23 protein-coding genes are annotated in these 26,676 nt (G+C 66.5%); 17 read left to right on the top strand and 6 right to left on the bottom strand.

Going from position 1 to position 26,676, the window contains the following annotated elements:
• Positions 1–77: 77 nt before the first annotated feature.
• Positions 78–623: a DNA-3-methyladenine glycosylase I gene (locus tag AC1PLS_RS14330; protein ID WP_228911322.1), complete on the bottom strand. Its 546-nt coding sequence runs from the start codon at positions 621–623 to the stop codon at positions 78–80.
• Positions 620–2,464 (bottom strand): DUF4153 domain-containing protein, encoded by a 1,845-nt coding sequence (locus AC1PLS_RS14325; RefSeq protein WP_481103802.1) that lies wholly within the window; start codon positions 2,462–2,464, stop codon positions 620–622. The genes AC1PLS_RS14330 and AC1PLS_RS14325 overlap by 4 nt, the downstream gene beginning before the upstream one ends.
• Before the next feature lie 79 nt (positions 2,465–2,543).
• Here AC1PLS_RS14325 and AC1PLS_RS14320 point away from each other — a divergent pair, with 79 nt between their 5' ends.
• From AC1PLS_RS14320 to AC1PLS_RS14300, 5 genes are all read left to right on the top strand, one after another.
• Positions 2,544–3,110, top strand: coding sequence for a YqgE/AlgH family protein (locus AC1PLS_RS14320; RefSeq protein ID WP_011051924.1), 567 nt, complete (start codon positions 2,544–2,546; stop codon positions 3,108–3,110).
• On the top strand, positions 3,103–3,570 hold the full coding sequence (gene ruvX / locus AC1PLS_RS14315; RefSeq protein WP_024939388.1) for a Holliday junction resolvase RuvX: 468 nt from the start codon (positions 3,103–3,105) through the stop codon (positions 3,568–3,570). Before AC1PLS_RS14320 ends, ruvX begins: the two co-directional genes overlap by 8 nt.
• Before the next feature lie 15 nt (positions 3,571–3,585).
• Positions 3,586–4,533, top strand: coding sequence for an aspartate carbamoyltransferase catalytic subunit (locus AC1PLS_RS14310; protein ID WP_016902360.1), 948 nt, complete (start codon positions 3,586–3,588; stop codon positions 4,531–4,533).
• A gap of 238 nt (positions 4,534–4,771) precedes the next feature.
• Positions 4,772–5,212, top strand: a complete 441-nt coding sequence (locus tag AC1PLS_RS14305; RefSeq protein ID WP_016902361.1) for an OsmC family protein — start codon at positions 4,772–4,774, stop codon at positions 5,210–5,212.
• Between the two features lie 143 nt (positions 5,213–5,355).
• Positions 5,356–5,952: a glycine zipper 2TM domain-containing protein gene (locus tag AC1PLS_RS14300; RefSeq protein WP_179465456.1), complete on the top strand. Its 597-nt coding sequence runs from the start codon at positions 5,356–5,358 to the stop codon at positions 5,950–5,952.
• A gap of 128 nt (positions 5,953–6,080) precedes the next feature.
• Here AC1PLS_RS14300 and AC1PLS_RS14295 read toward each other — a convergent pair whose 3' ends face one another.
• Both AC1PLS_RS14295 and AC1PLS_RS14290 read right to left on the bottom strand, forming a co-directional pair.
• Positions 6,081–6,962 carry a PhzF family phenazine biosynthesis protein gene (locus tag AC1PLS_RS14295; RefSeq protein WP_039513838.1) on the bottom strand — a complete coding sequence of 294 codons (882 nt, stop codon included), beginning with the start codon at positions 6,960–6,962 and terminating at the stop codon, positions 6,081–6,083.
• A gap of 31 nt (positions 6,963–6,993) precedes the next feature.
• The gene (locus AC1PLS_RS14290; protein ID WP_481103801.1) at positions 6,994–7,872 is read right to left on the bottom strand and encodes a PhzF family phenazine biosynthesis protein; all 879 of its coding nucleotides are present in this window, start codon (positions 7,870–7,872) and stop codon (positions 6,994–6,996) included.
• A 184-nt stretch (positions 7,873–8,056) separates the two neighbouring features.
• On the opposite strand from AC1PLS_RS14290, the gene AC1PLS_RS14285 reads away from it, so the two are divergent.
• From AC1PLS_RS14285 to AC1PLS_RS14265, 5 genes are all read left to right on the top strand, one after another.
• Positions 8,057–10,666 (top strand): bifunctional aspartate kinase/diaminopimelate decarboxylase, encoded by a 2,610-nt coding sequence (locus AC1PLS_RS14285; protein ID WP_126965880.1) that lies wholly within the window; start codon positions 8,057–8,059, stop codon positions 10,664–10,666.
• Entirely contained in the window at positions 10,650–11,108 is a 459-nt protein-coding gene (locus AC1PLS_RS14280; RefSeq protein WP_039813229.1) for a membrane protein, read from the top strand. The genes AC1PLS_RS14285 and AC1PLS_RS14280 overlap by 17 nt, the downstream gene beginning before the upstream one ends.
• Positions 11,105–12,460: a UDP-N-acetyl-alpha-D-muramoyl-L-alanyl-L-glutamate epimerase gene (gene murL / locus AC1PLS_RS14275; protein WP_127159708.1), complete on the top strand. Its 1,356-nt coding sequence runs from the start codon at positions 11,105–11,107 to the stop codon at positions 12,458–12,460. The genes AC1PLS_RS14280 and murL overlap by 4 nt, the downstream gene beginning before the upstream one ends.
• Positions 12,441–13,850, top strand: a complete 1,410-nt coding sequence (gene murD / locus AC1PLS_RS14270; protein ID WP_481103800.1) for a UDP-N-acetylmuramoyl-L-alanine--D-glutamate ligase — start codon at positions 12,441–12,443, stop codon at positions 13,848–13,850. Before murL ends, murD begins: the two co-directional genes overlap by 20 nt.
• 155 nt (positions 13,851–14,005) lie before the next feature.
• Positions 14,006–14,806 carry a dienelactone hydrolase family protein gene (locus AC1PLS_RS14265; RefSeq protein ID WP_481103799.1) on the top strand — a complete coding sequence of 267 codons (801 nt, stop codon included), beginning with the start codon at positions 14,006–14,008 and terminating at the stop codon, positions 14,804–14,806.
• Between the two features lie 272 nt (positions 14,807–15,078).
• Here AC1PLS_RS14265 and AC1PLS_RS14260 read toward each other — a convergent pair whose 3' ends face one another.
• On the bottom strand, positions 15,079–16,077 hold the full coding sequence (locus AC1PLS_RS14260; protein ID WP_016902370.1) for a polyprenyl synthetase family protein: 999 nt from the start codon (positions 16,075–16,077) through the stop codon (positions 15,079–15,081).
• A gap of 273 nt (positions 16,078–16,350) precedes the next feature.
• Between AC1PLS_RS14260 and AC1PLS_RS14255 the strand changes: the two genes are divergently transcribed.
• Positions 16,351–16,872 carry a single-stranded DNA-binding protein gene (locus AC1PLS_RS14255; RefSeq protein WP_024939378.1) on the top strand — a complete coding sequence of 174 codons (522 nt, stop codon included), beginning with the start codon at positions 16,351–16,353 and terminating at the stop codon, positions 16,870–16,872.
• A 297-nt stretch (positions 16,873–17,169) separates the two neighbouring features.
• On the opposite strand, the gene AC1PLS_RS14250 is transcribed toward AC1PLS_RS14255, so the two are convergent.
• Positions 17,170–18,675, bottom strand: coding sequence for a sensor domain-containing diguanylate cyclase (locus tag AC1PLS_RS14250; protein ID WP_181097659.1), 1,506 nt, complete (start codon positions 18,673–18,675; stop codon positions 17,170–17,172).
• A gap of 273 nt (positions 18,676–18,948) precedes the next feature.
• Between AC1PLS_RS14250 and AC1PLS_RS14245 the strand changes: the two genes are divergently transcribed.
• The 6 genes from AC1PLS_RS14245 (at position 18,949) to AC1PLS_RS14220 (ending at position 26,660) form a co-directional block, all read left to right on the top strand.
• Complete coding sequence (locus AC1PLS_RS14245) at positions 18,949–19,956, top strand: zinc-dependent alcohol dehydrogenase family protein (RefSeq protein WP_065032554.1); 1,008 nt, start codon at positions 18,949–18,951, stop codon at positions 19,954–19,956.
• A 547-nt stretch (positions 19,957–20,503) separates the two neighbouring features.
• Positions 20,504–21,145: an aldehyde dehydrogenase iron-sulfur subunit PaoA gene (paoA, locus tag AC1PLS_RS14240; protein ID WP_481103798.1), complete on the top strand. Its 642-nt coding sequence runs from the start codon at positions 20,504–20,506 to the stop codon at positions 21,143–21,145.
• Complete coding sequence (locus tag AC1PLS_RS14235; RefSeq protein WP_481103797.1) at positions 21,142–22,092, top strand: FAD binding domain-containing protein; 951 nt, start codon at positions 21,142–21,144, stop codon at positions 22,090–22,092. The genes paoA and AC1PLS_RS14235 overlap by 4 nt, the downstream gene beginning before the upstream one ends.
• A gap of 1 nt (position 22,093) precedes the next feature.
• Positions 22,094–24,301: an aldehyde oxidoreductase molybdenum-binding subunit PaoC gene (paoC, locus tag AC1PLS_RS14230; RefSeq protein ID WP_104573633.1), complete on the top strand. Its 2,208-nt coding sequence runs from the start codon at positions 22,094–22,096 to the stop codon at positions 24,299–24,301.
• Positions 24,298–25,314 (top strand): XdhC family protein, encoded by a 1,017-nt coding sequence (locus AC1PLS_RS14225; RefSeq protein ID WP_046343577.1) that lies wholly within the window; start codon positions 24,298–24,300, stop codon positions 25,312–25,314. The genes paoC and AC1PLS_RS14225 overlap by 4 nt, the downstream gene beginning before the upstream one ends.
• 737 nt (positions 25,315–26,051) lie before the next feature.
• On the top strand, positions 26,052–26,660 hold the full coding sequence (locus AC1PLS_RS14220; protein WP_167763945.1) for a nucleotidyltransferase family protein: 609 nt from the start codon (positions 26,052–26,054) through the stop codon (positions 26,658–26,660).
• Positions 26,661–26,676 lie beyond the last annotated feature (16 nt).

Raw genomic sequence — 26,676 nt, 5'->3', positions numbered from 1 at the left:
AGGCGGCATGTTGCGCATTGCCGCTGCCGCCATGCGCCGTGCGGCTGCTTGCCGGCGTGTGCGTGCCGACGTTGCCGCTAGACGGTGCCGTTGCGCATCCACGGCGGCGACAGCGCCTGGATGCGCTTAAACACCGGGCAATCGGCATGGTGCGCGCCAGGCAGGTAGCCCAGGCTCATCAGGAACTCGCCGGTGATCTCGCCGCCGGTGAAGCGGAAGGTCTTCTTGAACAGCTTGATCCAGGCGGTTTTGTCGAGCGGATGCTGTGCATCCAGCCATTGCGCGAAACTGCCGTGCGAGGCGCGTAACTGCTGGATGACCTGCGCATTGTGGATGGCCGCCAGCACCTTCAACCGGTTGCGGATGATGCCGGCATCGCCGAGCAGCCGCGCAATGTCGCTCTCGCCATAGGCGGCCACCGTGTCCACGTCGAAGCCGTCGTAGGCGCGCTGGAAGTTGCTGCGCTTGCGCAGGATGGTTTCCCAACTCAGCCCGGCCTGATTGATCTCCAGCACCAGGCGCTCGAACAGCTCGCGCTCGTCGCGCTGCGGGAAGCCGTATTCGTGGTCGTGGTAATGGCCATGAATCGGGTGGCCCGGTGCGATGGCGCAATAGCCGCTCATGGCCGGGACTCCGGACGGATGCCTTCTTCGCTGGGTCGGATGTGGATGCGTCGGTCTCCCGGCAGCGCCAGGTCCGGCCAGCGGGTGGGCCGTGTCTGGATCTGAGCTTTGCGCAGCGCCTGGCTCACTTCACTCATGGCCTCGTCGTCGAGGGAATAGAGCTGTGCGGTACCGGCCTGATACCAGCCATGCCGGTTGCGGGTCTGCAGCTCGCAGGCGACCGCATAGTCGCCGTTGAGATTGCACAGCAGCAGATCGAGCTGGCCGTCGCCATCGATGTCGCTGCTGCTGACCACGCAGTTGCTGTTGCCCTGGGTGCAAGCGCCCGCGAGCGGCTTGGAGCTCATCAGGTACTGCCACCAGTCCGCAGGCGGGTCTGCCTGGCCGGCTGCCACGGTCACATGCTGGCGGATCTTGGCCAGGTCGGTCAGCTGCTTGTCCTTCTGATCTTCCACGCTGTCATTGCCGCCCCAGCGGCTGGTGCGCGCCAGCAGCTGTTCCAGCTTCTGCTTGCGTGCGGGGTTGCCGGCAAAGGCGGGGGTTTGGCGCAGCGACTGCACCGCCAGATAGCCGCGGCGGCCATTTTCGAAGCGCAGGAATTCCAGGTTCTTGTCCACGCTCTCTTGCGTGCCGCTGGCCAGGCGCTGCATCTGGCTCTGCACGGTGATGCGGTAGGGGTCGAGCACGGGAGTGTTGACCAGCACGGCCAGGCCGATCACCACCCACGACAGCACCTTGTTGCCGCCGGCCAGCTGCGGCAGCCAACGATCGGCGCGTGGTCGCAACACCGCCAACGCGTAGGCCACCGCATAGGCCAGCGCCAGTGCGGCCAGCAATGCGGCGCAGACGCGGTCGCTGGTCCAGCCGTGCTGCGCAATGCGCAGGCCCACCGCGTATGCGGCCAGCGCTGCGTGTAGTGGCAGGCTGAGCAGGCCGGCCTCGATCATCCGACGCAACCAGCGCGGATACGGCGGCAGCCCGCTGCCATCCTGGTACACCGCGTTGGTGAACAGCACCAGCCCGAACACCAGGCTGATAAGGATCGTGGCGGCCGAACGGGTCTGCCAGAGCGCCTGCAACCCGGTGAACGGCAGCACCAGCAGGAACAGCAGCGCAATGCCGGCCAGCAGCGGCAGCAGACCGGTGCACAGGGCGAACAGGATCTGCCGCAACACCTGCACCGCGCGGTGTTGGGTGCGCCCGATCAGGATGCCCAGCCCGGTGATGACGCCGGTCGCCAGGTAGACAAACGCCTGTTCGCGGAACAGTTCGGCAAAGAAGCTGATCTTGACCAGCGCGAACAGGCTGGCCCACAGCCCCAGCACCATCCAGCACACCCCCACGAACAGCAGTGCCAGCGCCAGCGTCAGCGCGTTCTGCCAGGCGTATTCGAACAGGGCGTGGTAGCCCGCCCGCCAATGACCGTGCAGTTGCCGGTGCTGCAGCCAGGGCAGGGCGACGAACCAGCCGACCGTGACGGTGAAGCCGAACGACCACAGCACCGTGGCGATCTGCAGGGTCGGCGCGCCGGTGGCGCTCCACGCCGCCCAGCTGCCCAGGGCGGCCAATACCAGAGTGCTTGCCGCCACGTGCTGCCACAACCGCCAATCGCGAAGATCCTGCACGCTCAGCAGCACCAGGCCAGGCACCGTCAGTACCACGGTGTACCAGCAGATCCGCGCGCCCAAGTCGGTGAAGGGCCACACGCCGTGTTGCTGGCCCAGTGCGGCCAGATACAGCAGGCCGCCCTGCAGCAGTGCGATCAGCACGATGAATGTGCGGGTCAGGCGGGGCAATGGCGCATCGGCGACCGCGGTGACGGATTCTGGTGTGGTCTGCATCGTCGGTCCTTGGCGTTAGTCTGCCCCCAAGTATCGCATCGGCTCTGCGCGCGGCAGAACGAACGGCTAGAATGCGGCCATGTCTGTTTTGCCCACGCCTCTGGCCAACCAACTGCTGATCGCGCTTCCGGCGCTGTCCGACCCCACCTTTTCGCGCAGCGTCGCGCTGATCTGCCAGCACGACGAGAACGGCGCCATGGGCGTGCTGGTCAACCGGCCCTCCGAATACACGCTGGGCGAGGTCCTGTCGCAAATGGGCATCGACACCGTCGACGAGCACCTGCGCGAGCAGATCGTGCTCAGCGGCGGGCCGGTGCACCCGGAACGCGGTTTCGTCATCCACGACGATGCGCGCGACTGGGATTCCAGCCTGGAAGTGGGGCAGGGCGTCTATCTGACCACCTCGCGCGACATTCTCGAAGCCATGGCGGCCGGCGAAGGCCCGCGCAATGCGCTGGTGGCGCTGGGCTGTGCCGGCTGGGGGGCGGGCCAGCTGGAATTCGAACTGGGCGAAAACAGCTGGCTAACCGCGCCGTCGGATGCCAATGTGCTGTTCGCTACCGCGCTGGAAGATCGCTGGCAGACCGCTGCCGGGCGCATCGGCGTGGATCTGTTCCGGCTGACGGATTATTCCGGGCATGCCTGAGGCGGGCGCGATCCGCCCGGATGGCACGGTGCTGGGCTTCGACGTGGGATCGCGCCGCATCGGCGTGGCCATCGGCACTGCGCTCGGCGCCGGTGCGCGTGCAGTTGCCGTCATCAATGTGCATGCCAATGGCCCGGACTGGGTCGCGCTGGATCGCGTGCACAAGCAATGGCGCCCCGACGGCCTGGTGGTCGGCGACCCGCTGACCCTGGACGACAAGGACCAACCCGCACGCAAGCGCGCGCATGCCTTCGCCCGCCAACTGCGCGAGCGCTATGCGCTGCCGGTGGTGCTGATCGACGAGCGCTCCAGTTCGGTCGAAGCCGCGCAGCGTTTCGCGCGCGAGCGCGCCGACGGGCGCAAGCGCCGCCGCGATGCCGAGGCGCTGGACGCGATGGCGGCCGCGGTGATCGTCGAACGCTGGTTGGCCGCGCCCGACCAAGCCACTCTTCTTCCCTGACACTCCCGACCTGCGATGACCACCATGCAACTCGATTCGGACGGACGCCTGCGCCACCTGCTCACCCTGGAAGGACTGCCGCGCACCACGCTGCTGCAGCTGCTCGATCGTGCCGGCCAGATCCGCGATGCGGCGGTGGGGCGCGTGGGCAAGCGCAGCGTGCTCGCTGGCACCGCGGTGTGCACGCTGTTCTTTGAACCGTCCACGCGCACGCGCAGCTCGTTTCATCTGGCTGCGCAGCGGCTAGGCGCGGACGTGCTCAACTTCGATGCCTCCACCTCGTCCACGCGCAAGGGCGAGACCGCGCGCGATACGCTGAAGAACCTCGAGGCGATGGGTGTGCGCGGCTTCGTGGTGCGCCATCCCGACGACGGTGCGGTGGAAGCGCTGGCGGCGGCCGCAGGCGAGGGCACCGCCTTGATCAACGCCGGTGACGGACGCAGTTCGCATCCCACCCAGGGCCTGCTCGACATGCTCACCCTGCGCCAGGCCAAGGGCACCGATTTTTCCAAGCTCAAGGTGGTGATTGTCGGTGACGTGAAGCATTCGCGCGTTGCGCGCTCGGACCTGCATGCACTGCGCACGCTGGGCGCCGGCGAGATCCGCGTCTGCGGTCCGGCCAGCCTGCTGCCCGACGACGACATGCTGGATGGTTGCGTGGTCGGGCAGGACTTCGACGCCATGCTGGAAGGTGCCGACGCCTTGATGATGCTGCGCCTGCAGCGCGAGCGCATGGAAGAAGGCCTGGTGCCGTCGCTGGAGCAGTACCACGCCGTCTATGGGCTGACCCGCGAGCGCCTGGCACGCGCCGGCCGCGACGCCGCCGTGCTGCACCCGGGCCCGATCAACCGCGGCGTGGAAATCACCGACGAAGTCGCCGACGGCGCGCAATCGTGCGTGCTGCGCCAGGTGGCCAACGGCGTGGCGGTGCGCATGGCCGTACTGGAAACCCTGCTGGGTTGAGCCAGCCCGGCGACGCGACCGTGCACCCACACTGCGGTCGCGGCCGCCGCCGGCCGAGCGTCTTCGCGCAGACGCTCGCAAAGCCCTTGCCATCAGACTGAGCGCACGGCCTGCTCTTCCGATTCCCGATTCCCGATTCCCGATTCCCGATTCTCGATTCTCGATTCCCGAATCCAGGCACCACGCCATAACATCCACTCGCCTATCGTGGCCGCTCCTTTCATCGCAGGAGATCGCAATGGGTATTTCGCGTCACGCCACCGCTCACTGGGAAGGCGACCTCAAGACCGGCAAGGGCCAGCTCAGCACGCCGCAAAGCGGGCTGATGGACAAGACCCGCTACGCCTTCAGCAGCCGTTTCGGCGACGAGAAGGGCACCAACCCGGAAGAGCTGATCGCCGCCGCGCACGCCGGCTGCTTCACCATGGCGCTGTCGGCACAACTGAGCGAAGCCGGTTTTCCGCCGACCTCGCTGGATACGCGTGCAGACGTGGATCTGTCGATGGAAGGCGGCCCGCAGCTGTCGCAGATCCGTCTCAAGCTCAAGGCCGTGGTGCCGGGGATCGACGAAGCCAAGTTCCGCGAACTGGCCGACACCGCGAAGAAGAACTGCCCGGTGTCCAAGGCGCTGAGCGCCGTGCCGATCAGTCTGGAAAGCGAGTTTTCCAACCAGGCGTGATCCCTGCGTGCGCCGGCGATGGCTGCCGGCGCACGCAGCTGGCGGCGACCTGAATAGGGCGTTGCAAGGGCGGTTCGGTTCAGGGCGGTTTCACTGGCGCAGGCCGAGCATCGGCAGCGTGTCCTCCCTGTGAAGCTGCCGCAATGAAAACTCTTGTGCTTGGTGCTCTGGTGATGGGTCTGGCAGTTGCAGGCAATGCAACGGCGCAGCGCTATGACAGCGGCTACTACGGACGTGGCGGCGATGAGGATGGTCGCTACGAATATGCGCGGGTAGTGCGCGTGGACCCGATCATCGTGACCGATTCGTATAACGAGCGCAGCAGCGAGCGCTGCTACAACCGCCCGGCCGATGGCTATTACACCCGCAACGACGGCTACTACCGCGATGGCGGCAGCTACGGCCAGGCCGGTGTGTCCAACCGTGGTGTGGCCAGCGTGATCGGCGGTATCGCCGGTGCGGTGCTTGGTAGCCAGGTCGGTGGCGGCAATGGCCGCCTGGTCGGCACCGCGGTCGGCACCATGGCCGGCGTCGCAGCGGGCCGCTCGATCTACGAAGCCAATAATCGCAACTATCAGGGCAACGTCAGCGTCTGCGAGCCGGTGTCCTACCGTCGCGAACGCGACCGTGTCGATGGCTACGACGTGACCTACGAATACGCCGGCCGCACTTACCACACGCGTAGCGACTACAACCCGGGCGACCGCATCCGCGTGCGCGTGGACGTGCGCCCGGACTGACCGCCGCGGTGTCGCACGCTGCGCTCAGGCGATCAACATCGGCAGGTTGAATGAAGAAAACGCTGCGGGCGACCGCAGCGTTTCTTGTTTCCGCGCAGGCACTCTTCAGCCTGCGGGATCAGGCGCGATCACGCCCAATCCAGCGTGCCGCGGATCACCGTCTGCACCTGGCCGCCAGACCACACATCGCCATTGGCGTCGATGCGCAATTCCAGCAAGGCGTCGAAGCCGATCTCGCGGCCCTGGCTGACCACGTAGCGACGTTCCTTGCCCGGCAATGCCTGGCGGCTGTCCAGCCAGGCGGCGAGCACTGCATTGGCCGCGCCGGAGGCGGCATCTTCGAAGCGCCGGCCATTGCCGACGAAGGCGCGTACCGCCAGATCGTAGGCGCCGGGCGCTGCGGCGCGGGCATAGGCGAACACGCCCATGCTGCCGGTGGATTCGGCCAGCGCGGCGATCGCGTCCCAATCCGGCTGCAGGCCGCGCAGCGCCGCTTCGCTGGCCAGCTCCACCACCCACCAGGTGCGGCCGCCGTCCATCAAGGCGGGCGGCAGGCTGCCGAGTGGCCAGCCGCGCACCGCATCGCGCAGGCGCGGGTCGTCGGCCTCCACCTGCTCGGCCACGCGCGCACGCGGGGTGCGGATGGCGATGCTGCGGTGGCCTGCGATCTGCTCCACGCGCAGCGGCAGCTGGCCGGCGATGCCATCCTGGATCAGCACGCCGTCGTCCGGTGCGGCCAGGCCGGCTTCCAGCACCGCGTGGGCGGTGCCGACGCTGGGGTGGCCGGCAAACGGCACTTCCTTTTGCGGGGAAAACATCCGCAGCCGATAGCTGCTGTGCGCATCCGGCGCTGCAAACACGAAGGTGGTTTCCGGCAGCTTGGTCCAACGTGCGATGGCCTGCATCGCGGCATCGTCCAGGCCTTGGGCATCCAACACCACCGCCAGCGGGTTGCCGCTGCCGGGGCGGGCGGAGAACACATCCAGTTGCAGGAAACGGCGGGTGGTCATGGTGGCGGGTCCGCGAACAGGGCGCGGCAGCTTACCAATCGATGCGGCCTTCGATCACTTGCCTGGTCGTTCCGCCGATCCAGACTTCGCCTTCGTGATCCACTTCCACGTGCACACGGCCGTCGCGGCCGACTTCGCGCCCCTGGCTGGCGACATAGCGCGACGCCTGACCCGGCACGCGGCCTTCGCCGTGCAGGCGCGCGGCAATGCAGGCATTGGCGCTGCCGGTGACCGGATCTTCCGGGATGCCGTCGCCGGGGCAGAAGGCGCGCACCACCAGGTCCGCATCGCCATTGGCCTGCGGGGCGTAGATGGCCAGGCCGGTGGCTGCGCTGGCCTGGGTCAGGCGGCTGATCGCCGCCAGATCGGGCAGCGCCTGGCGTACCGCCTGCGCGTCGGCCAGTTCCAGCAGCCACCAGCCGGGGCCGTTGTTCCACAGTGCGGCCGGGCGTTCGGCCATGCGCAGGCCGGCGCAGGCCTCGTGCAATGCCGCAACATGCGCATCGCCGGTTTCGACTGCTTGCGCACGCGGTGCCCGCAGCCGCACCAGCAGGGCGCCATGCCGGTCGATCACCTCTACGGGCAGCACGCCGGCAGCGCATTGCTGGCGCATCCGGCCATCAGGCTTGAACGCCACCAGCCCGTGCGTCGCCGCCGCCCACGCAGCGCCGACGCTGGGGTGGCCGGCGAACGGCAGCTCGGCACGTGGCGTGAAGATGCGGATGTGGTAGTCCGCATCGGGCGCGCTGACCGGCAGGAAAAAGATCGTCTCCGACAGGTTCAGCCAGGCGGCCATCTGCTGCATCTGCTCCGACGACAACGTCTGCGCGTTGAGGACCACGCCCAACGGATTGCCGTGGCCGTCCTGGCCGCCGAACACATCCAGTTGCAGGTAGCGGTGCTTGCTCATGGGGCATGGATCTCGGTCGATGGAAGGCGCGTCGATGGTTGCAGCGCAAACCGTTGCGGTGATGGCCGTGGCTGCCGGCAGGCTGTGACCGTACACGGGGTCATGCGGGCGGCATTGGCAGTAGAATCGGAGGTTCCGCCCGGCGTACCGGGCGTCTTCCCCCTCATCCTAAACGCCTATCTCCATGTCAGCTCCCCACTCTACCGATCGTTGGATCGTCCTCAAGTTCGGCGGCACCTCGGTGTCGCGTCGTCATCGCTGGGACACGATTGGAAAACTGGCGAGCAAACGGGCCAACGAGACCGGCGGCCGCGTGCTGGTGGTGGTGTCCGCACTGTCGGGCGTGACCAACGAGCTCACCGCGATTGCCGATGGCGCCGCCGACAGCGCGCAGCGCGTGGCGGCGCTGGAGCAGCGTCATCGCGAGTTCCTGGCCGAGCTGGAACTGGATGCCGATGCAGTGCTGGGCGAGCGCCTTGCCGCGCTGCATGCATTGATCGGCGACGCGCGCGCGGCAACCCGCACGCTGGACTGGCAGGCCGAGGTGCTAGGGCAGGGCGAGTTGCTGTCTTCCACCATCGGTGCGGCGTATCTGCATGCCAGCGGCCTGGACATGGGCTGGCTGGATGCGCGCCAGTGGCTGTCGGCGCTGCCGCCGCAGCCCAATCAGAGCGAATGGTCCAAGCGTCTGTCGGTGTCCTGCCAGTGGCAGTCCGACGCCGACTGGCGCGTGCGTTTCGATGCGCAGCCCACGCGCCTGTTGATCACCCAGGGCTTCATTTCGCGGCACGCCGATGGCGGCACCGCGATCCTGGGGCGGGGCGGTTCGGATACCTCGGCGGCGTATTTCGGTGCGCTGCTCGGCGCCAGCCGGGTGGAAATCTGGACCGATGTGCCCGGCATGTTCAGCGCCAATCCCAAGGACGTGCCGGACGCGCGGCTGCTGACCCGCCTGGACTATTACGAGGCGCAGGAAATCGCCACCACCGGTGCCAAGGTGCTGCATCCGCGGTCGATCAAACCATGCCGTGATTCCGGCGTGCCGATGGCGATCCTGGATACCGAGCGCCCCGATCTGCCCGGCACCAGCATCGACGGCAATGCCGAGCCGGTGCCGGGCGTCAAGGCGATCAGCCGGCGCAACGGCATCGTGCTGGTGTCGATGGAAGGCATCGGCATGTGGCAGCAGGTGGGCTTCCTGGCCGATGTGTTTACCCTGTTCAAGAAACATGGCCTGTCGGTGGACCTGATCGGTTCGGCCGAGACCAATGTCACCGTGTCGCTGGACCCGTCCGAGAACCTGGTCAACACCGATGTGCTGGCGGCGTTGTCGGCCGATCTGTCGCAGATCTGCAAGGTCAAGATCATCGTGCCGTGTGCGGCGATCACCCTGGTCGGGCGCGGCATGCGCTCGCTGCTGCACAAGCTCTCCGACGTGTGGGCCACGTTCGGGCAGGAGCGCGTGCACATGATCTCGCAGTCGTCCAATGACCTGAATCTGACCTTCGTCATCGACGAAGCCGATGCCGATGGCCTGCTGCCGATCCTGCATGCGGAACTGATCGACAGTGGCGCGATGCCGGTGAGCGAAGGCGAGGTGTTCGGGCCGCGCTGGCGCGAGATCATCGGCTCGGTGCGCCCGCGGCCCACGCCGTGGTGGCATGCCGAGCGCGCGCATCTGCTGACACTGTCCAAGGCCGGCACGCCGCGTTACGTCTATCACCTGCCCACGGTGCGTGCGCGGGCGCAGGCGCTGGCGCAGATCGCGGCGGTGGATCAGCGCTATTACGCGATCAAGGCCAATGCGCATCCGGCGATCCTGATGGCGCTGGAACAGGCCGGGTTCGGGCTGGAATGCGTCTCGCACGGCGAGCTGCGCCGCGTGTTCGATACCTTGCCCGAGCTGTCGCCGCGGCGCGTGCTGTTCACCCCGAGTTTCGCGCCCAAGGCCGAATACGAAGCCGGATTTGCGCTGGGCGTGACCGTCACCGTGGACAACGTCGAAGCATTGCGGCGCTGGCCGGAGGTGTTCCGTGGCCGCAACGTGTGGCTGCGCATCGACCTGGGGCATGGCGATGGCCATCACGAGAAGGTCAACACCGGCGGCAAGGCGTCCAAGTTCGGCTTGTCGTCCACGCGCGTGGATGAGTTCGTGGAGGTGGCGCGCACGCTGGAGGTCACCATCACCGGCGTGCATGCGCACCTGGGCAGTGGCGTGGAGACCGGCGAACACTGGCGGATGATGTACGACGAACTGGCCGGCTTCGCGCGCCGCATCGGCACGGTGGAGACCATCGATATCGGTGGCGGCCTGCCGATTCCGTACAGCGCCGAGGACGAACCGTTCGATCTGGAGCTGTGGGCCAAGGGCCTGGCCGAGGTCAAGGCGGTGCATCCGGGCTACCGGCTGGCGATCGAGCCGGGCCGTTACCTGGTGGCCGAAGCCGGCGTGCTGCTGGCGCAGGTGACCCAGGTGATCGAGAAGGACGGCGTGCAGCGCGTGGGCCTGGATGCAGGCATGAACACGCTGATCCGCCCCGCGCTGTACGACGCCTGGCACGACATCGAAAACCTCAGCCAGCTCGATGCGCCAGCCGATGGCAGCTTCGATATCGTCGGGCCGATCTGCGAATCCTCCGATGTGTTCGGCAAGCGTCGTCGTCTGCCTGCCGCCACCGCGCCGGGCGATGTGATGCTGCTGGCCGATGCCGGTGCCTACGGCTACTCGATGGCCAGCACTTACAACCAGCGCGAATTGCCGCGCGAAGAGGTGATCGATGCGCCCGCAGGCTGAGTTCATTGCACTCAGTACGCTGGCCGGTGGTGCTGCGATCGTGTTCGCCACCGCGCTGCAGCAACTGAGCCTGGGCATGCCGTGGAGCGACACCTTCAAATGGGCGCTGCCCGCGCTGGTCGCCGCCGGTATCGGCGCATGGTTGGCCGGGCGTTGGCAACGTCGGCGCGACGCGCGGGGTCCCACGCGTCGCAGTGGCGGGATGGCGGTGCGCACGGTGCTGTTGAGCGCGCTGAGTTATGTGCCGGTGGTGGCGCTGTATCTCGCCATCGCCTTCGCGGTGTCTGGCGATGCCACGGCTGCACGTCCAGATGTGCTGTTGCTGGCGGTGCTGTTCGGTTGCCTGCCGCTGCTGTGGGCTGCGGTGCCGTTTTCCATGATTGAATATGTCCTGTGCCGGCGTTATCTGCGTCGCGTACGTGTTCCTGCAGGTAGTCCATGAGCGCTTTCGACAAACACCAGATTTCCACCTTCCGTTTCGTGCGTTGCGCACTCGACGCGCAGACCGGCGTGGCGACGCTGGTGTATGCCTTCGATCAGGGGCCGGAACTTGTGGAAACCGTTGCCGTGCCCGGCGCGCCATTCGTGCTAGACGGCGCGCGTGCCGCCGCCGTGCAACAGGCCTTGCAGTTGCTGCACCTCATTGCGGGCGTGAGTTACTACAAGGCCGCGGTGCCGCCGACCATTGCCATCGACAGCTACAGCATCGATGCCGATACCGCTGCGCTGGTGGAAAGCGTCTACCTGCACGGCCTGGGCGAGTTCGCCTATCGCAATGGCTTGAACCTGCACGGCAAGATCCACTTGCCGGTGGCTGCGCCGGCTGCCGGCGATGCGCCGGCGTTGGGCTTGCGCGAGCACGCCCTGGTTGCGATCGGTGGCGGCAAGGATTCGCTGGTCAGCATCGAAGCGCTGCGGCATGCCGGTGTCGAGCAGACCGTCAGCTGGATCGGCGGCTCGCAGCTGATCCGTGCCTGCGCCGAGCGCACCGGTCTGCCGGTGCTCAATATCGGCCGCGTGCTGGCGCCGGAATTGTTCGAGCTCAATCGCCAGGGCGCCTGGAACGGGCATATCCCGGTCACTGCGGTGAACTCGGCCATCCTGGTGTTGTCGGCCTTGCTCAACGGCGTGGACCAGGTGGTGTTTTCCAACGAGCGTTCGGCCAGTTACGGCAGCCAGATTCCCGGCACCGGCGAGGTCAATCACCAGTGGTCCAAGGGCTGGGCGTTCGAGCAGGCGTTCGGCGATTACGTGCAGCGGCATGTGGCGGCCGACCTGCGCTATTACTCGTTGCTGCGGCCGTTGTCGGAGCTGGCGGTGGCGCGCCAGTTTGCCAAGACCGATCACTACGACGCGCATTTTTCCAGCTGCAACCGCAACTTCCACATCATGGGCGAGCGCCCGGTGCATCGCTGGTGCGGGGTCTGCCCGAAGTGCCATTTCGTGTTCCTGGCATTGGCACCGTTCATGCCCAAGACGCGGCTGGTCAAGATCTTCGGGCGCAATCTGCTCGACGATGCAACCCAGGCCGGCGGCTACGATGCGCTACTGGAATTCCAGGACCACAAGCCGTTCGAATGCGTCGGCGAAGGGCGCGAATCGCGCGCGGCGATGGCGGTGCTGGCCAGCCGTGCCGAATGGAAGGAAGACGCGCTGGTGCTGCGTTTCATCCGCGAGATCCAGCCGCAGCTTGACCAGCAGGCGCTGCAGCTGGAGCCGTTGCTGGCCATCGACGGCGAACACCGGATTCCGTCGGCGCTGTGGGAGCGCGTGCGTGCGAATTTCGCAGCTTGAGGGCAAGGCGGTTGCGTTATGGGGCTGGGGGCGCGAGGGACGCGCCGCGTACCGCGCACTGCGCGCCGCGTTGCCCACGCAAACGCTGACGGTGTTCTGCAACGCCGACGAAGCGCGCGAGCTCGAGACGCTGGCCGATGCTGCGTTGCATGTGGAAACCGACGCCAGCGCGCGGGCGCTGGGCCGGTTCGATGTGGTGGTGAAATCGCCCGGCATCAGCCCGTATCGTCCCGAGGCGCACACCGCCGCAACCGAGCACGGCACGCAATTCATCGGCGGCACCGCGTTGTGGTTTGCCGAGCATGCGCAGCCTGACGGCTCTGTGCCTGGCGCCATCTGCGTCACCGGCACCAAGGGCAAGAGCACCACCACCGCGCTGCTGGCGCATCTGCTGCGCGCGGCCGGCCATCGCACCGCCCTGGTCGGCAATATCGGCCAACCCTTGCTGGAAGTGCTGGCGCCGCAACCGCCGCCGGGCTATTGGGCGATCGAGTTGTCCAGCTATCAGACCGGCGAAGTGGGGCGCAGCGGCGCGCGTCCGGAATTGGCGCTGGTGCTGAACCTGTTTCCCGAGCATCTGGACTGGCATGGCGACGAGGCGCGCTACGTGCGCGACAAGCTGGCGCTGGTCACCGAAGGCCGCCCGCGCATTGCCTTGCTCAATGCTGCCGATCCGCATCTGACCCAACTGCAGTTGCCCGACAGCGAGGTGCGCTGGTTCAACCATCCCGATGGCTGGCATCTGCGCGGCGATGTGGTGTATCGCGGCGAGCAGCCGGTGTTCGACACCGCCAACGTGCCGCTGCCCGGCGAACACAATCGGCGCAACCTGTGCGCGGTGCTGGCAGCGCTGGAATCCCTGGGGCTGGACGCTGCCACGCTGGCGCCGGCCGCAGCGAGCTTCCGCCCGTTGCCGAACCGCCTGCAGCTGCTCGGCAGCGTGGACGGCATCAGCTACGTCAATGACTCCATCAGCACCACCCCGCATGCCTCACTGGCGGCGCTGGCCTGCTTTGCGCAACGTCGTGTGGCCTTGCTGGTCGGTGGCCACGATCGCGGGCTGGACTGGCAGGATTTTGCCGCGCAGATGGCGCAGCAGGCGCCGCTGGAAATCGTCACCATGGGCGCGAACGGGCCGCGGATCCATGCGTTGCTGGCGCCGCTGGCCGCGAGCGGCCGCTTCGGCCTGCATGCTGCCGACGACCTGGAGCACGCGATGCGGCTGGCACGCCAGGCGCTGGGCGAGCAGGGCGGCGTGGTACTGCTGTCGCCGGGTGCGCCCAGCTTCGGCGCCTATAGCGACTATGTCGCGCGCGGCCGCCATTTCGCCCAGTTGGCGGGGTTCGATCCGGCGGCGATCAGCGCGATTCCCGGCTTGGGCGTGCAGTAGCGCGGCGTTGCTCGCGGGGCAACGGCGCCATCCGCCCCGGAGTTTTTCGACGGCCGTGGCAGAACGCCGACGCGATCGGTCCGTCTGCGTCCACGCTGACCCGGTGTGCACGGCGGCAGCGCCTACACTCGCCGGACCTTTCCGGGAGCAAGCACATGCACAAGCAATGGAGATGGCGTGGCGTTGGGTTGTTCGGTGTCTTGGCGTCGCTGGCGTTGCCCGCCACCGCAGCGATGCAGGCCAAACCGCTGGAATGGACGATCGGCAAGGACACCTTCAGCGGCGTGCTGGTCTACGACGACGCCGGTGCCGCCAAGCGCCCAGGGCTGGTGATGGTGCCAAACTGGCGCGGGGTCAACGATTCGGCGGTCACCAAGGCCAAGCAACTGGCCGGCGACGACTACGTGGTGCTGGTTGCCGACGTCTACGGCAAAGGCAAGCGTCCGGCCAACGACAGCGAGGCCGGGCAGTTTGCCGGTGCGCTGAAGAAGGACCCGCCGACGCTGCGCGCCCGCGCGCTGAAGGCGGTGGATGTGCTCAAGGCGCAGGCCGGCAAGGCGCCGCTGGATGCATCGCGCATCGGTGCGGTGGGGTTCTGCTTCGGCGGCACCACGGTGCTGGAGCTGGTGCGCGCCGGTGCGCAACTGGCCGGTGTGGTCAGCCTGCACGGTGGCATCGCCACCCCCAGCCCGGCGGCGGCCGGTTCGGCCAGGACGCCGCTGCTGGTGCTCAATGGCGCCGACGACAAGAGCGTGAGCAAGGCGGACATCGCCGCCTTCGAAACCGAGATGAATGCGGCCGGCGCGGACTGGCAGTTCGTCAATTTCAGCGGCGCAGTGCATTGCTTTGCCGAAGCCGATGCCAACAGCCCGCCAGGCTGCCTGTACAACCCGCGTGCGGCGAAACGTGCCTACCGCATGCTCGGCGATTTCTTCGACGAACGCTTTGGCGATTGACGAGGTGGCCAGAGGCGGCTGACCGCCGCACTGGCGGTCGTCGGGTGTGGCGGGTGGCGCGCGGACACGCGGTGCGGGAGCGAGATGCCGATCCCGTATATGGATCGGATCGCGCACGCAGCGTCGGTGTGTGATGCGTTCAGAGGCCGTGTGGCAAGGCGCCGCAGTCCCGGCATGGGTTGCGGCAGCGTTTCCGCCGGAAAGGCGAGGGTGCACCGCCGCCTGACAGCCCGTTCAGTGAGCGCGGCAGGCGAAACCTGCCGCCACCCGGCTCAATGCGTGCGTTGCACCGCATACCGCGCCAGGCCGCGCAATGCGGCAACTGCGGGGCTGGGCGGCAACGTGTCCAGCGCCTGTTCGGCAGCGGCGGCATATTCGGCGGCACGCTGGCGGCTGTAATCCAGGCCGCCGGTGGCATGAATCGCCGCCAGCACTTCGGGCATTGCGCTCGCATCGCCTTGTTCGACGATCTGGCGCAGGCGCTCCCGGGTGCCCGCATCCGAGTGCGCCATGGCGTGGATCAGCGGCAGGGTCGCCTTGCCTTCGGCCAGGTCGTCGCCCAGGTTCTTGCCCAGGTCCGCGGCGTCGGCAGCGTAGTCGAGCACGTCATCGGCAATCTGGAAGGCAAAGCCCAACTGCATGCCGTAGTCGTACAGGCGCTGCTGCACCTGCGCATCCGCGCCCGAGGCCAGCGCGCCCAGGCGGGTGCCGGCGGCAAACAGCACCGCGGTCTTGCGCTCGATCACGCGCAGGTAGGCAGCTTCGTCGGTGTCGGGGTTGTGCACGTGCAGCAGCTGCAGCACCTCGCCTTCGGCGATGCGGTTGGTGGTGTCGGCCAGGATCTGCATGACTTCCATGCGATCCAGCTCCACCATCAGCTGGAAGCTGCGCGAATACAGGAAATCGCCGACCAGCACGCTGGGCGCGTTGCCCCACAGCGCATTGGCGGTGCTGCGCCCGCGGCGCAGGTCCGATTCGTCCACCACGTCGTCGTGCAGCAATGTGGAGGTGTGGATGAACTCGATGATCGCCGCCAGTTGATGGTGCTCCGGACCGGAGCCGCCAGCGGCGTGGCCGGCCAGCATCACCAGCATCGGACGCAGGCGTTTACCGCCGGCGGAGATGATGTGATCGGCGATCTGGTTGATCAGCACGACGTCCGAGGCCAGACGGCGGCGGATCAGCGCGTCGACCGCGGCCATGTCGGGCGCGGCGAGGGACTGGATCTGGGGCAGGCCCAGGACGGTGGGGAGGTCTTCGGCGATGGTCATGCGCAGGCGTTCGTGATGTGCGCCGATTATAGGTGTCTGGGCCAGATCCGTCCCGCTGGCCGTGTCCGACGGCCTCCAGCGTGGCCGCAAACCCTTGCGGCGCCAGCGTCGGGCCTGTCCGGGAGCGTCCGGATTCCGACCTGCCGGCGCGGCATTTCCCGGCCCGGCGCTGCGGCGATCCGCCGGGACCGTGGCCGGCAGGTGCGGTAACATTGGCGCCAAGACATTCACCGCCGCGCCCACTGGCGCCGGCGCATCATCTCGGAAGCATCTATGGCCCGCGGCATCAACAAAGTCATCCTCGTCGGCAACCTCGGCAACGATCCCGACACCAAGTACACCCAGGCCGGCATGGCGATCACGCGCGTGAGTCTGGCCACCACCAGCATGCGCAAGGACCGCGATGGCAACAACCAGGAGCGCACCGAGTGGCACCGCGTGGTGTTCTTCGGCAAGCTGGGCGAGATCGCCGGCGAGTACCTGCGCAAGGGCTCGCAGGTGTATGTCGAAGGCGAGCTGCGTTACGACAAGTACACCGGCCAGGACGGCGTGGAGAAGTACAGCACCGACATCGTCGCCAATGAGATGCAGATGCTCGGCGGCCGTGGCGAAGGCGGTGGTGGTGGCATGGGCGGCGATCGCCCGCAGCGCAGCCAGGCGCCGCGCCAGCAGCAAGGTGGTGGCGGTGGTGGTCAGGGTGGCGGTCAGGATTACGCCCCGCGTCGTCAGCAGCCGGCCCAGCAGCAGTCGGCACCGCCGATGGACGATTTTGCCGACGACGATATCCCGTTCTGATCGATAGCCAAGCCTGGTTGTCATTCAAAAGGCCCGCATCGCGCGGGCCTTTTGCTTGCTGGCCGCTGTTGCATCGACGCAGGCCGGGCTGTTTCGAAGCTCCCTGGACGCGCAGACCTGGTCGGTACGACGGTGCCAATCACCAATCTCGACCAAGCGTGGCTAACAGCACCTCGCGTGCAATCGTCAGGTGGCTGAGAACGCCGCGCACCTATGGGGTGTCTGCCTGACACGTGCCGATTCCGGACATGGGCCGCGCCTGCCTGACGTTACGGGCAGTTCTTACTGCCAGTTGCGCTACGCCGACGTCCGGTCGCGGCCGTTCTGCTTGGCGCGATATAACGCCGAGTCGGCGTCGTGCACGAAGGCATCCGGGGTGCGTGGCGTTTCGCCCGGTTCGAACGTCGCGACGCCGACGCTAACGGTGACGTGTGCGCTGGTCGGGCTGGACAGGTGCATCAGCCCGAGCCCGGCGACGGCGCTGCGAATTGCGTCGGCCAGCCGCAGTGCGCCGGCGGCATCTGTCTGCGGCAGGATCATGCCGAACTCTTCGCCGCCGTAGCGCGCGGCAATGTCTTCGCTGCGCCGTGAGCAACCGGCAATCGCGCCTGCGACCAGGCGCAGACAGGCGTCACCGTTGACGTGGCCATAGGTGTCGTTATAGAGCTTGAAATGATCGACATCGATCATCAGCACCGACAGCGGTGCCTGTCGATGCACGGCCTGCTGCAAGGCACGCGAGAGCCGGTGGTCGAACGCACGGCGGTTGGCAATGCCGGTGAGTGCATCCATCCAGGCTTCGGAGCTGAGTTTGTCCTCGTTGCGATGCATGCGGCGCAACTGCAGATCCAGCCAGATACCGACGCCCAACAACAATACGCATCCCAGCGCGGCGATCAGGATTCGCTGGCGTGCGGATTGCCGCCAGTTGGCCAACGCGTCATCGACGGCGACCCCGGTCAATACGGTCAATGGATAGGCCTGCGCTGGCGCAAAGCTGGAAATGCGCTCCACGCCGTCGATCGGCGAACGATAGGTGGCCGTGCCATGCCTGCGCGCACGCATGGTGACGTAGATCGAAGTGCCTGCGATCGAGGTGCCGATCACGCCCGGTTTGTCGGGCCGGCGCACCAGCACGATGCCGTCGTCATTGGTCATGCCGATGGTGCCGTTCGGACCGACCTCGAAGGTGCTGTAGTAGTTCTGGAAATACTTCAGTTGCAGCGTGACCAGGACCACGCCGGCAAATTCGCCGCGGGGGGTATTGAGGCGCCGGCTCAAGGTGAGCACCCAACTGCCATCGGAGCGACTCTGCACCGGCGGCCCGACCAGCGACAAGGCGTCGCGATGGTCGCGGTGATATTTGAAATAGGCGCGATCGGCGTTGTTGTGCTTCCTGGGCGTGCTGTCCAGTGACGAACTTACCCAGCTGCCGTCGGCCGCATAGATGAAAATGCCATGCAGCCGGTCCGAGCGACGCGCTTCATGCACCAGGAAGTCATGCATGACCGGTCCCGCACTGGCCGAGCCCTGGTCGTGCTCCACCCGCGACACCAGTCCCGACAGCACGGCATCGGCGATCGTCAGGGTATCGCTGGCATGCTGCGCCAGCGAATTGGCGAGGTTCAACGATTGCGCTTCGGCGGTACGCAGCGCACTCGTACGCTCGTCGTGGATGGACCAGTATTCCGAACCAAGCAGCAGCAGGCACGAAATGCCCAGCACGAAGTGCAGCGCGATGCGTTGTGCTCGTTGCCGTCGCCGCTTGCCGGGTGATGTCACGGGAGTTACCTGTCTGGACATCAGAACGTTGCAACCGCCGTGCCAGCTTAGCCGTGGGCGCTGGGTGGAATCGTTTGCATCGTGAGGCGCAATGCCGATCTGTGATTGATGCCTCATGCGTTGCACGGCAGCTCGCCCGGTATGCGACTGCGTTGCTGTCCAGCCTGCTGTCGTTACGCGCTCGATGCTGCGACGAAATCGCGAGCCCAGAACAGATTCCAAAGCCAGCTCGACTGCATGCGGATAACGCCCGGCGTGTTATCCCGAAGATCGATCACAGTAAGGAGCGCCCCCATGCGCGCGATTCGTTTAGCTCAGCCTGCAGGCCTGAATGCATTACATGGTGTTGCCTTGCCCGACCCCGGGCAGCCGGCACGCGGTCAGATCAGGGTGCGGCTGCATGCAAGCTCGTTGAATTTCCATGACCTTGGCGTGGTGTCGGGGCAGATGCCGACCGCTGACGGCCGTATCCCCATGTCCGACGGTGCCGGCGTGGTCGAGGCCGTTGGGCCTGAGGTGGATGAGTTCGCCGTTGGCGATCATGTGGTGTCCACCTTCTTTCCCGAGTGGCTGGATGGCGAGCCGCTGCATGCCGGCTTTGCCACCACGCCCGGCGATGGCGTCGATGGCTATGCACGCTCTGCGGTGGTGGCCGCCGCCCATGCGTTCACGCATGCCCCGGCCGGCTACAGCCATGCCGAAGCGGCGACCCTGACCACGGCCGGCGTTACCGCATGGCGCGCCCTGGTGGTCAACGGCGGACTCAAGGCCGGCGACAGCGTGTTGGTGCTCGGCACCGGCGGCGTATCGATCTTTGCATTGCAGTTCGCCAAGGCGATGGGTGCCACCGTCATCGCGACATCGTCGTCCGACGAGAAACTGGCCAAGGCGCGCGCGCTGGGCGCAGACCATGTCATCAATTATCGACAGCATGCCGAGTGGTCGGCGCAGGTGCTGGAGATCACCAATGGCCGTGGCGTGGATCACGTGGTCGAGGTCGGTGGGCCGGGCACGTTGGCGCAATCGATCCGCGCTGCGCGGGTCGGCGGACATATCGCTTTGATCGGCGTATTGACCGGTGCCGCGGGCCCGGTGCCGACCGCGGAAATGATGGGCCGGCAGCAGCGCCTGCAGGGGCTGGTGGTCGGCAGTCGCACGCATCAACAGCAGCTGGTGCGTGCACTGGATGCCTTGCCGCTGCGGCCGGTGATCGATCGCGCCTTCGCACTCGACGATATCGCCGACGCCTTCGCGCTGCAGCAGGCAGGCGGCCATCTGGGCAAGATCGTGCTGGAATTCTAAAAGCGGTTGAAAACGCGCCGCGCTTGCCGTGAGGCGGGCGCGGCCGCTGCGTGGGATCGGAATGGATCACTCGTACACATCGCAATTCCACGCTATCCACACTCGCCTGACGGCCGATCGCCACGCGCTGGCCGCCGCTCAAGCGCGGTCGTTCGTGTCCGGATGTTCTCAATGCAGCGTATCCGGATGCAATGGAGCACCGCGGCGTGTAGATGGAAGCACGCGCGCAGACGCAGATGACATCGTCGTTGTCAGCACATGGAAAGGTCTCGAACCACTTCAAGAACCTGAGGCGCGCTGCAAAACGCGAGCTGCCAGCACACACGATCGTTGTATAGCGAGTACGCAACCCATTCCAACAATGATGAGCGCGTTTCATAGGCGCATGCAGTCCCTGCCGTCAATGCCCGCCTGCAGCGCCTCTAGAATCGGGCCATACCGCCGATTCGCGCCCGAACACACTCGCCGCATGCTCACGCGATTGTGACCGGCCGCGCTGCACATTATTTAAGAACTGTATAAGCCAGCATTGTTGGAGATGCCAGCCATGAGAGATATCAAGATGACCCGTCGCGAGGTACTGATCGCTGGCACGGCGTCGGCAGCCAGCGTTGCCGCAACCCAGTCGATGGCGGCCACTGCAGCCAATGCGATGTCGCAGCGGCAGGCAGTCAACGCATCGAGCCAGGTCGCATTCGAAGTCAACGGCAAGCCGGTGACGCTGACCCTGGACAATCGCACCACCTTGCTGGATGCCCTGCGCGAACACCTGCATCTGACCGGCACCAAGAAAGGCTGCGACCATGGCCAATGCGGCGCCTGCACCGTGATCGTCGATGGGCAGCGGATGAATTCCTGCCTGTCGCTGGCGGTGATGCATCAGGGCGGCAAGATCACCACTATCGAAGGCCTGGGCACGCCGGACAAGCTGCATCCGATGCAGGCGGCCTTCGTCAAGCACGATGGATACCAGTGCGGCTATTGCACGCCCGGGCAGATCTGTTCGGCGGTGGCGGTGCTGGACGAAGTCAAGCGCGGCATCCCCAGCCATGTCACCGACGATCTGACTGCCAAGACCAGGCTCACCACGCCGGAATTGCAGGAGCGCATGAGCGGCAACATCTGCCGCTGCGGTGCGTATTCCAACATCGTCGATGCGATCAATGATGTTGCGGGAGAGCGCGCATGAAGGCGTTTAGCTACGAGCGTGCGACTTCGCCCGCCGACGCTGCGGCCAAGGCGGCGCGCCAGCCGGGTGCCAAGTTCATCGCTGGCGGTACAAACCTGCTCGATCTGATGAAACTGCAGATCGAGACGCCCTCGCACCTGATCGATGTCAACGGGTTGAGCCTGGATACCATCGAAGAGACACCGGATGGCGGCCTTCGCATCGGCGCGCTGGTGCGCAATACCGATCTGGCAGCCGATGCCCGTGTGCGTCGCGATTACGCCGTGCTGTCGCGCGCATTGCTGGCAGGTGCGTCGGGGCAACTGCGCAACCGCGCCACCACCGCAGGCAATCTGCTGCAACGTACGCGTTGCCCGTATTTCTACGACACCAACCAGCCATGCAACAAGCGCCTGCCGGGCAGCGGTTGCGCGGCGATCGGTGGCTTCAACCGGCAGCTGGCGGTGATCGGCGTGAGCGAGGAGTGCATCGCCACCCATCCCAGCGACATGGCCATTGCCATGCGCGTGCTGGATGCGGTGGTTGAAACGGTGCGTCCGGATGGACAGACGCGTGCGGTGCCGTTGTCGGAGTTCTATCGTGCGCCTGGCAAGACGCCGCACCTGGAAACCATGCTGGAACGCGGCGAACTGATTACTGCGGTGAGCCTGCCCAAACCGCTAGGCGGAACGCATGTCTACCGCAAGGTGCGCGATCGTGCCTCCTACGCATTCGCCCTGGTGTCGGTTGCGGCGGTCGTGCAACGCGATGGCAGCGTGCGTGTCGGCGTCGGCGGTGTCGCCCACAAGCCGTGGCGCAGCGAGGCGGCCGAAGCACAGTCGCGTCAGGGCGCACGTGCGATTGCCTCGGTGCTGCTCGACGGCGCACAACCCACCGAACACAACGCCTTCAAGCTGCCGCTGGTTGAGCGCACCTTGACCGCGATCCTGGCCGACACGAGGGCCTGATATGAAATTCGACACTCCCGCCAGTACCAATCCCATCGACCAGCTCAAGGTGGTCGGCAAGCCGGTCGATCGTATCGACGGTCCACTCAAGACCACCGGGCAGGCGCCGTATGCATATGAGCATCACGATCTGCCTGGCCGTGCCGCCTATGGCCATATCGTTGGCGCCGGCATCTCCAAAGGCAGCATTCGCAGCATCGATCTGAGCGCCGCGCGCAATGCGCCGGGCGTGCTCGGCATCGTGACTGCGCAGAATGCAGGCAAGTTGCAGAAAGGCAAGTACAACACGGCCAAACTGCTCGGCGGCCCGGAGATCCAGCATTACCACCAGGCCATTGCGGTGGTGGTTGCCGAGACCTTCGAGCAGGCACGTGCCGCAGGCCAGCTGATCAAGGTCGACTACGGTCGCCATGTCGGCGCCTACGATCTGGAAAAGGCCCGCGATGGCGCCAAGGTCACCAAGGAGGGCGGGGCACCGAACAGTGCGGTCGGCAATTTCGATAGCGCCTTTGTGGCAGCGCCGGTGCAGCTGGATGCCGAGTACACCACGCCCGATCATTCGCACGCGATGATGGAGCCGCACGCATCGATCGCGATGTGGGAAGGCGACAAGCTGAGCGTGTGGACCTCCAACCAGATGATCGACTGGAGCGCGGGCGATCTGGCCAAGACGCTGGGGATCCCGCGCGAAAACGTGCGTCTGATGTCGCCGTACATCGGTGGCGGCTTTGGCGGCAAATTGTTCCTGCGTGCCGATGCGGTGCTCGCCTCGCTGGCCGCGCGCCAGGTCGGACGCCCGGTCAAGGTGATGCTGCCGCGGCCGCTGATCTTCAACAACACCACGCATCGCCCGGCCACCGTGCAGCGCATCCGTATCGGTGCGCAGCGCGATGGCAAGATCACCGCGATCGCGCACGAGAGCTGGTCCGGCGACCTGCCCGAGGGCGGCCCGGAAATCGCGGCCGCGCAGACCCAGTTGCTGTATGCCGGCGCCAATCGGTTGATTTCCACGCGCCTGGCGGTGCTCGATCTGCCCGAAGGCAACGCGATGCGTGCGCCGGGCGAAGCGCCGGGTCTGATGGCGCTGGAAGTGGCCATGGACGAGATGGCCGAGAAGCTGGACATGGATCCGGTCAAGTTCCGCGTCGTCAACGACACCCAGGTGGATCCGGAAAACCCGCAGCGTCCGTTCTCGCAGCGTCAGTTGGTCAAGTGCCTGGAAGACGGCGCAAAGCGTTTCGACTGGTCCAAGCGCAAGGCCAAGCCGGCCAGCAACCGCGATGGGCGTTGGTTGGTCGGCATGGGCGTGGCGGCCGCGTTCCGCAACGCGCCGGTGATGACCTCCGGTGCACGCATGCGGCTAGAGCAGGGCGGCCGGGTGGTAGTGGAAACCGACATGACCGATATCGGTACCGGCTCCTACACCATCATTGCGCAGACCGCTGCGGAGATGATGGGCGTGCCGCTGGACTGGGTGGATGTGCGCCTCGGCGATTCCAGCTTTCCTGCTTCGGCCGGTTCCGGCGGCCAGTGGGGTGCGAACAGTTCAACAGCCGGTGTGTATGCCGCGGCAGTGAAACTGCGCGAAGCCGTCGCCAAGCAGCTGGGGCTGGACCCGGCCAAGGCCGAATTCGCCGACAGCCATGTGCGTGCCGGCGGCAAGCGCATCGCGCTCGGTGATGCCGCGGCCAATGGCGCCCTGGTGGTGGAGGACAAGATCGAGTTCGGCGAGCTTTCCAAGACGCATCAGCTGTCGACCTTCGGCGCGCACTTTGTCGAAGTCGGCGTGGATGTCGCCACCGCCGAGGTGCGCATCCGCCGCATGCTGGCGGTGTGCGCGGCCGGACGCATCCTCAACCCCAAGTCTGCGCGCAGCCAGGTCATCGGCGGCATGACCATGGGCGCGGGTGCAGCGCTGATGGAAGAGTTGGCGGTGGACAAGCGGCTGGGCTTCTTCGTCAATCACGACCTGGCCGGTTACGAAGTGCCGGTGCATGCGGACATCCCGCATCAGGAGGTGGTTTTCCTGGAAGAAAGCGACCCGATGTCGTCGCCGATGAAGGCCAAGGGTGTGGGCGAGCTGGGCATCTGCGGCGTGGCAGCGGCGATCGCCAATGCGGTCTACAACGCCACCGGCGTGCGCGTCCGCGATTACCCGGTGACGCTGGACAAGCTGCTGCCGCATCTGCCCGAGTTACTGCGCGCGTGAGTGCGGTGGTGGCCCCGGTCACGCATGCAGCGCCGGCCGAGCCGGCGTGGCCGGCATGGCCGAGCTATGCACTGCACGATGACCTGCTGCCCACGCTGACCGCCTGGCATCGGGCGGGGCAGCGCGTGGCCATTGCCACGCTGATCGACGTGCAAGGCTCGTCGCCGCGCCCATTGGGAAGCGAGATGGCCATTAGCGCCGATGGCCGGGTGGCTGGCTACGTCTCCGGCGGCTGCGTGGAAGCGGCAGTGGCGCACGAGGCCAGCGCCGCCTTGCGCGACGGCATGCCGCGCTGGCTGGACTACGGCGAGGGCAGCCAGGTGCTGGACATCCAGCTCAGCTGCGGCGGCCGTATCGGCGTGCTGGTCTGGCCGGTCCAGGACCTGGGCGAGCATCTGGCGCGCTGGCGCAATGCGCGCCAGCACCGTCGCCCGTTCCATGTCGCGCTGGATCGGAGCACCGGCGCCGTCCGTTACCCGGTCAGCGCGCAGGACCTGCGTCCCGATGAATTCCTGCGTACGCACCGGCCGCCGCTGCGGCTGGTGCTGGTCGGTGCCGATCCTGCGCTGCTGGTGCTGGTGTCGCTGGCCAGCCAGATGGGCATCGAGGTACGCGTGCTGCGGCCGCATGGTCCCAGCGAACCACCGCCCGGCCTGGCCGCCGACCATTACGATCGCCGTGCATTGGGCGACGCGCTGCAGGACCTGCATCTGGATGCGGACACGGCGCTCTACAGCCTCGCACATGACGGCGACAGCGACCTGCAGGTCGCCTGCCGCGGGCTTGCCTCCAGGGCTGCCTGCATCGGCATCCTGGGCAGCCGCCAGAAGCGGGAAGCACGCCTGCAAGCACTGCGTGCGCTCGGCTATGACGATGCCGCGCTGGCCAGATTGCGCTTGCCGGCGGGCTGGCGCATGGGGCGCTCCTCCCCGCATACGATTGCACTGGGCATCATTGCCGAAGCCACCCAGGCGGTCGCCGATGGGCAGGCTACTGCTGCGTTGGCTGGCTAGGAACGGCCACCAAGACGGCGGCGCTCACCGCCATGCAGAGCGCGGACAGTAGTCGTAGGTGCCACTCATACTGCGATTGCTTGGCGCCATCCGCATCGGCTTGACGACCGCTCGCTACGTTCCGTTAGCCACTCCGAGCCGTGTCGCCGTGAGGTCGGAAGGGCACTTCAATCGCGCGTTTGCATTAACTTCGATACGAATTTCAATGTGCAGTCGCCAGATGGTGGATGCGTGGTTGTCGATGAAGTTTCTGGTGCTGAAAAGTATCCGTCTGGAGGGTAAGTAATTTTTGATATGCCTTTTAAGGCATGCTCTTGTGATCCGCGCTTCTGCCGGTAACTGCGCCATCCAACGCTGGCAATCAGTCGCTGCCGTCGTGATCGCAGCGCTACTGCAGCTCCGCACATTTCTTCGTCATGCTGCCGCAGCAGTGCAATGCGCAACGGTCGGGTGGTAGACGTCGGAAAGCGTCATTACCTGGATCGGAGAATGCGTTGCATTTAGTCACTCCGCGCGCACAGTTACCTCTTTAGGCTGGCGCATCCCCAATATGCACACCACGTCGCCATGACCGAATTACTTGATCACTACGACGACGTCTCTGGCGACGCAGCTCGATTGCCGTCGCCTTTTGTTGCCGGTCATCTCGGCCAGGTCCGGAGCAGTGCGCTCGTCGATGTGTGCCCGACCTTGCGTACGTCGCGCCATCGTTCGCCGCGCGCCCTGGCATCGGACGCATGAGCAGCGATCACGTTGCGCTGCTGCTCGCCGCGGGTGCAGGACGTCGGCTAGGGCGTTCCAAACAATTGCTGTTGCGCGACGGCGAACCGTTGTTGCGGCGTTTCGCACGCATCGCGCTACAGACGGCGCCGCGCCGCTGCGTGGTGGTGCTGGGCGCCGATGCCGACGCATTGAGCGAGGTCCTGCAAGGCCTGGAGGTGGAAGTGCTACGTCATGCCGACTGGGCCGCCGGCATGGGCTCCAGCCTGGCGGCGCTGCGCCAGCATGTGCAGGACGATACGTCGCTGAGGCGCAGCCTGATCCTGGGCTGCGACCAGCCCGCGCTGGATACGCCGCATCTGCGCGCCTTGCTGGAAGAAGCGGACCGGGCCGCATCCGGATGCGCCACCAGCGGGTACGCCGGTGTGCGTGGTATCCCGGCGGTGGTCACCCATGCGGCCTGGGCCGACGTGCCGCTCCACGGTGACAGCGGCCTGCGCGGCTTGTTCGCCGGCCTGGACGTGCAGAGCTTGGGCTGCGTCAGCGCCCCGGCGCTCGCGCTGGACGTGGACACGCCCGCCGACCTGGCCGCAGCGCAACAGCGTGGCTGGGTGGATGCGGATTGAGACACCGTGACGGGTG

This window comes from Xanthomonas sp. NCPPB 3218 (genome assembly GCF_056725185.1).
Note: the sequence above shows the minus strand (reverse complement) of the source record. Positions and strands in the feature narration are given on the sequence as shown.

Excerpts from the sequence above, each read along its gene's own strand:
- AC1PLS_RS14290 (WP_481103801.1), bottom strand. The coding sequence starts at position 7,872 with ATGAGCAAGCACCGCTACCTGCAACTGGATGTGTTCGGCGGCCAGGAC.
- AC1PLS_RS14305 (WP_016902361.1), top strand. The coding sequence starts at position 4,772 with ATGGGTATTTCGCGTCACGCCACCGCTCACTGGGAAGGCGACCTCAAG.
- paoC (WP_104573633.1), top strand. The coding sequence starts at position 22,094 with ATGAAATTCGACACTCCCGCCAGTACCAATCCCATCGACCAGCTCAAG.
- AC1PLS_RS14300 (WP_179465456.1), top strand. The coding sequence starts at position 5,356 with ATGAAAACTCTTGTGCTTGGTGCTCTGGTGATGGGTCTGGCAGTTGCA.
- AC1PLS_RS14265 (WP_481103799.1), top strand. The coding sequence starts at position 14,006 with ATGCACAAGCAATGGAGATGGCGTGGCGTTGGGTTGTTCGGTGTCTTG.
- AC1PLS_RS14245 (WP_065032554.1), top strand. The coding sequence starts at position 18,949 with ATGCGCGCGATTCGTTTAGCTCAGCCTGCAGGCCTGAATGCATTACAT.
- AC1PLS_RS14320 (WP_011051924.1), top strand. The coding sequence starts at position 2,544 with ATGTCTGTTTTGCCCACGCCTCTGGCCAACCAACTGCTGATCGCGCTT.
- AC1PLS_RS14280 (WP_039813229.1), top strand. The coding sequence starts at position 10,650 with ATGCGCCCGCAGGCTGAGTTCATTGCACTCAGTACGCTGGCCGGTGGT.
- AC1PLS_RS14250 (WP_181097659.1), bottom strand. The coding sequence starts at position 18,675 with ATGTCCAGACAGGTAACTCCCGTGACATCACCCGGCAAGCGGCGACGG.
- AC1PLS_RS14220 (WP_167763945.1), top strand. The coding sequence starts at position 26,052 with ATGAGCAGCGATCACGTTGCGCTGCTGCTCGCCGCGGGTGCAGGACGT.
- AC1PLS_RS14295 (WP_039513838.1), bottom strand. The coding sequence starts at position 6,962 with ATGACCACCCGCCGTTTCCTGCAACTGGATGTGTTCTCCGCCCGCCCC.
- ruvX (WP_024939388.1), top strand. The coding sequence starts at position 3,103 with ATGCCTGAGGCGGGCGCGATCCGCCCGGATGGCACGGTGCTGGGCTTC.
- AC1PLS_RS14325 (WP_481103802.1), bottom strand. The coding sequence starts at position 2,464 with ATGCAGACCACACCAGAATCCGTCACCGCGGTCGCCGATGCGCCATTG.
- AC1PLS_RS14255 (WP_024939378.1), top strand. The coding sequence starts at position 16,351 with ATGGCCCGCGGCATCAACAAAGTCATCCTCGTCGGCAACCTCGGCAAC.
- murL (WP_127159708.1), top strand. The coding sequence starts at position 11,105 with ATGAGCGCTTTCGACAAACACCAGATTTCCACCTTCCGTTTCGTGCGT.
- AC1PLS_RS14330 (WP_228911322.1), bottom strand. The coding sequence starts at position 623 with ATGAGCGGCTATTGCGCCATCGCACCGGGCCACCCGATTCATGGCCAT.
- paoA (WP_481103798.1), top strand. The coding sequence starts at position 20,504 with ATGAGAGATATCAAGATGACCCGTCGCGAGGTACTGATCGCTGGCACG.
- AC1PLS_RS14310 (WP_016902360.1), top strand. The coding sequence starts at position 3,586 with ATGACCACCATGCAACTCGATTCGGACGGACGCCTGCGCCACCTGCTC.
- AC1PLS_RS14285 (WP_126965880.1), top strand. The coding sequence starts at position 8,057 with ATGTCAGCTCCCCACTCTACCGATCGTTGGATCGTCCTCAAGTTCGGC.
- AC1PLS_RS14260 (WP_016902370.1), bottom strand. The coding sequence starts at position 16,077 with ATGACCATCGCCGAAGACCTCCCCACCGTCCTGGGCCTGCCCCAGATC.
- AC1PLS_RS14235 (WP_481103797.1), top strand. The coding sequence starts at position 21,142 with ATGAAGGCGTTTAGCTACGAGCGTGCGACTTCGCCCGCCGACGCTGCG.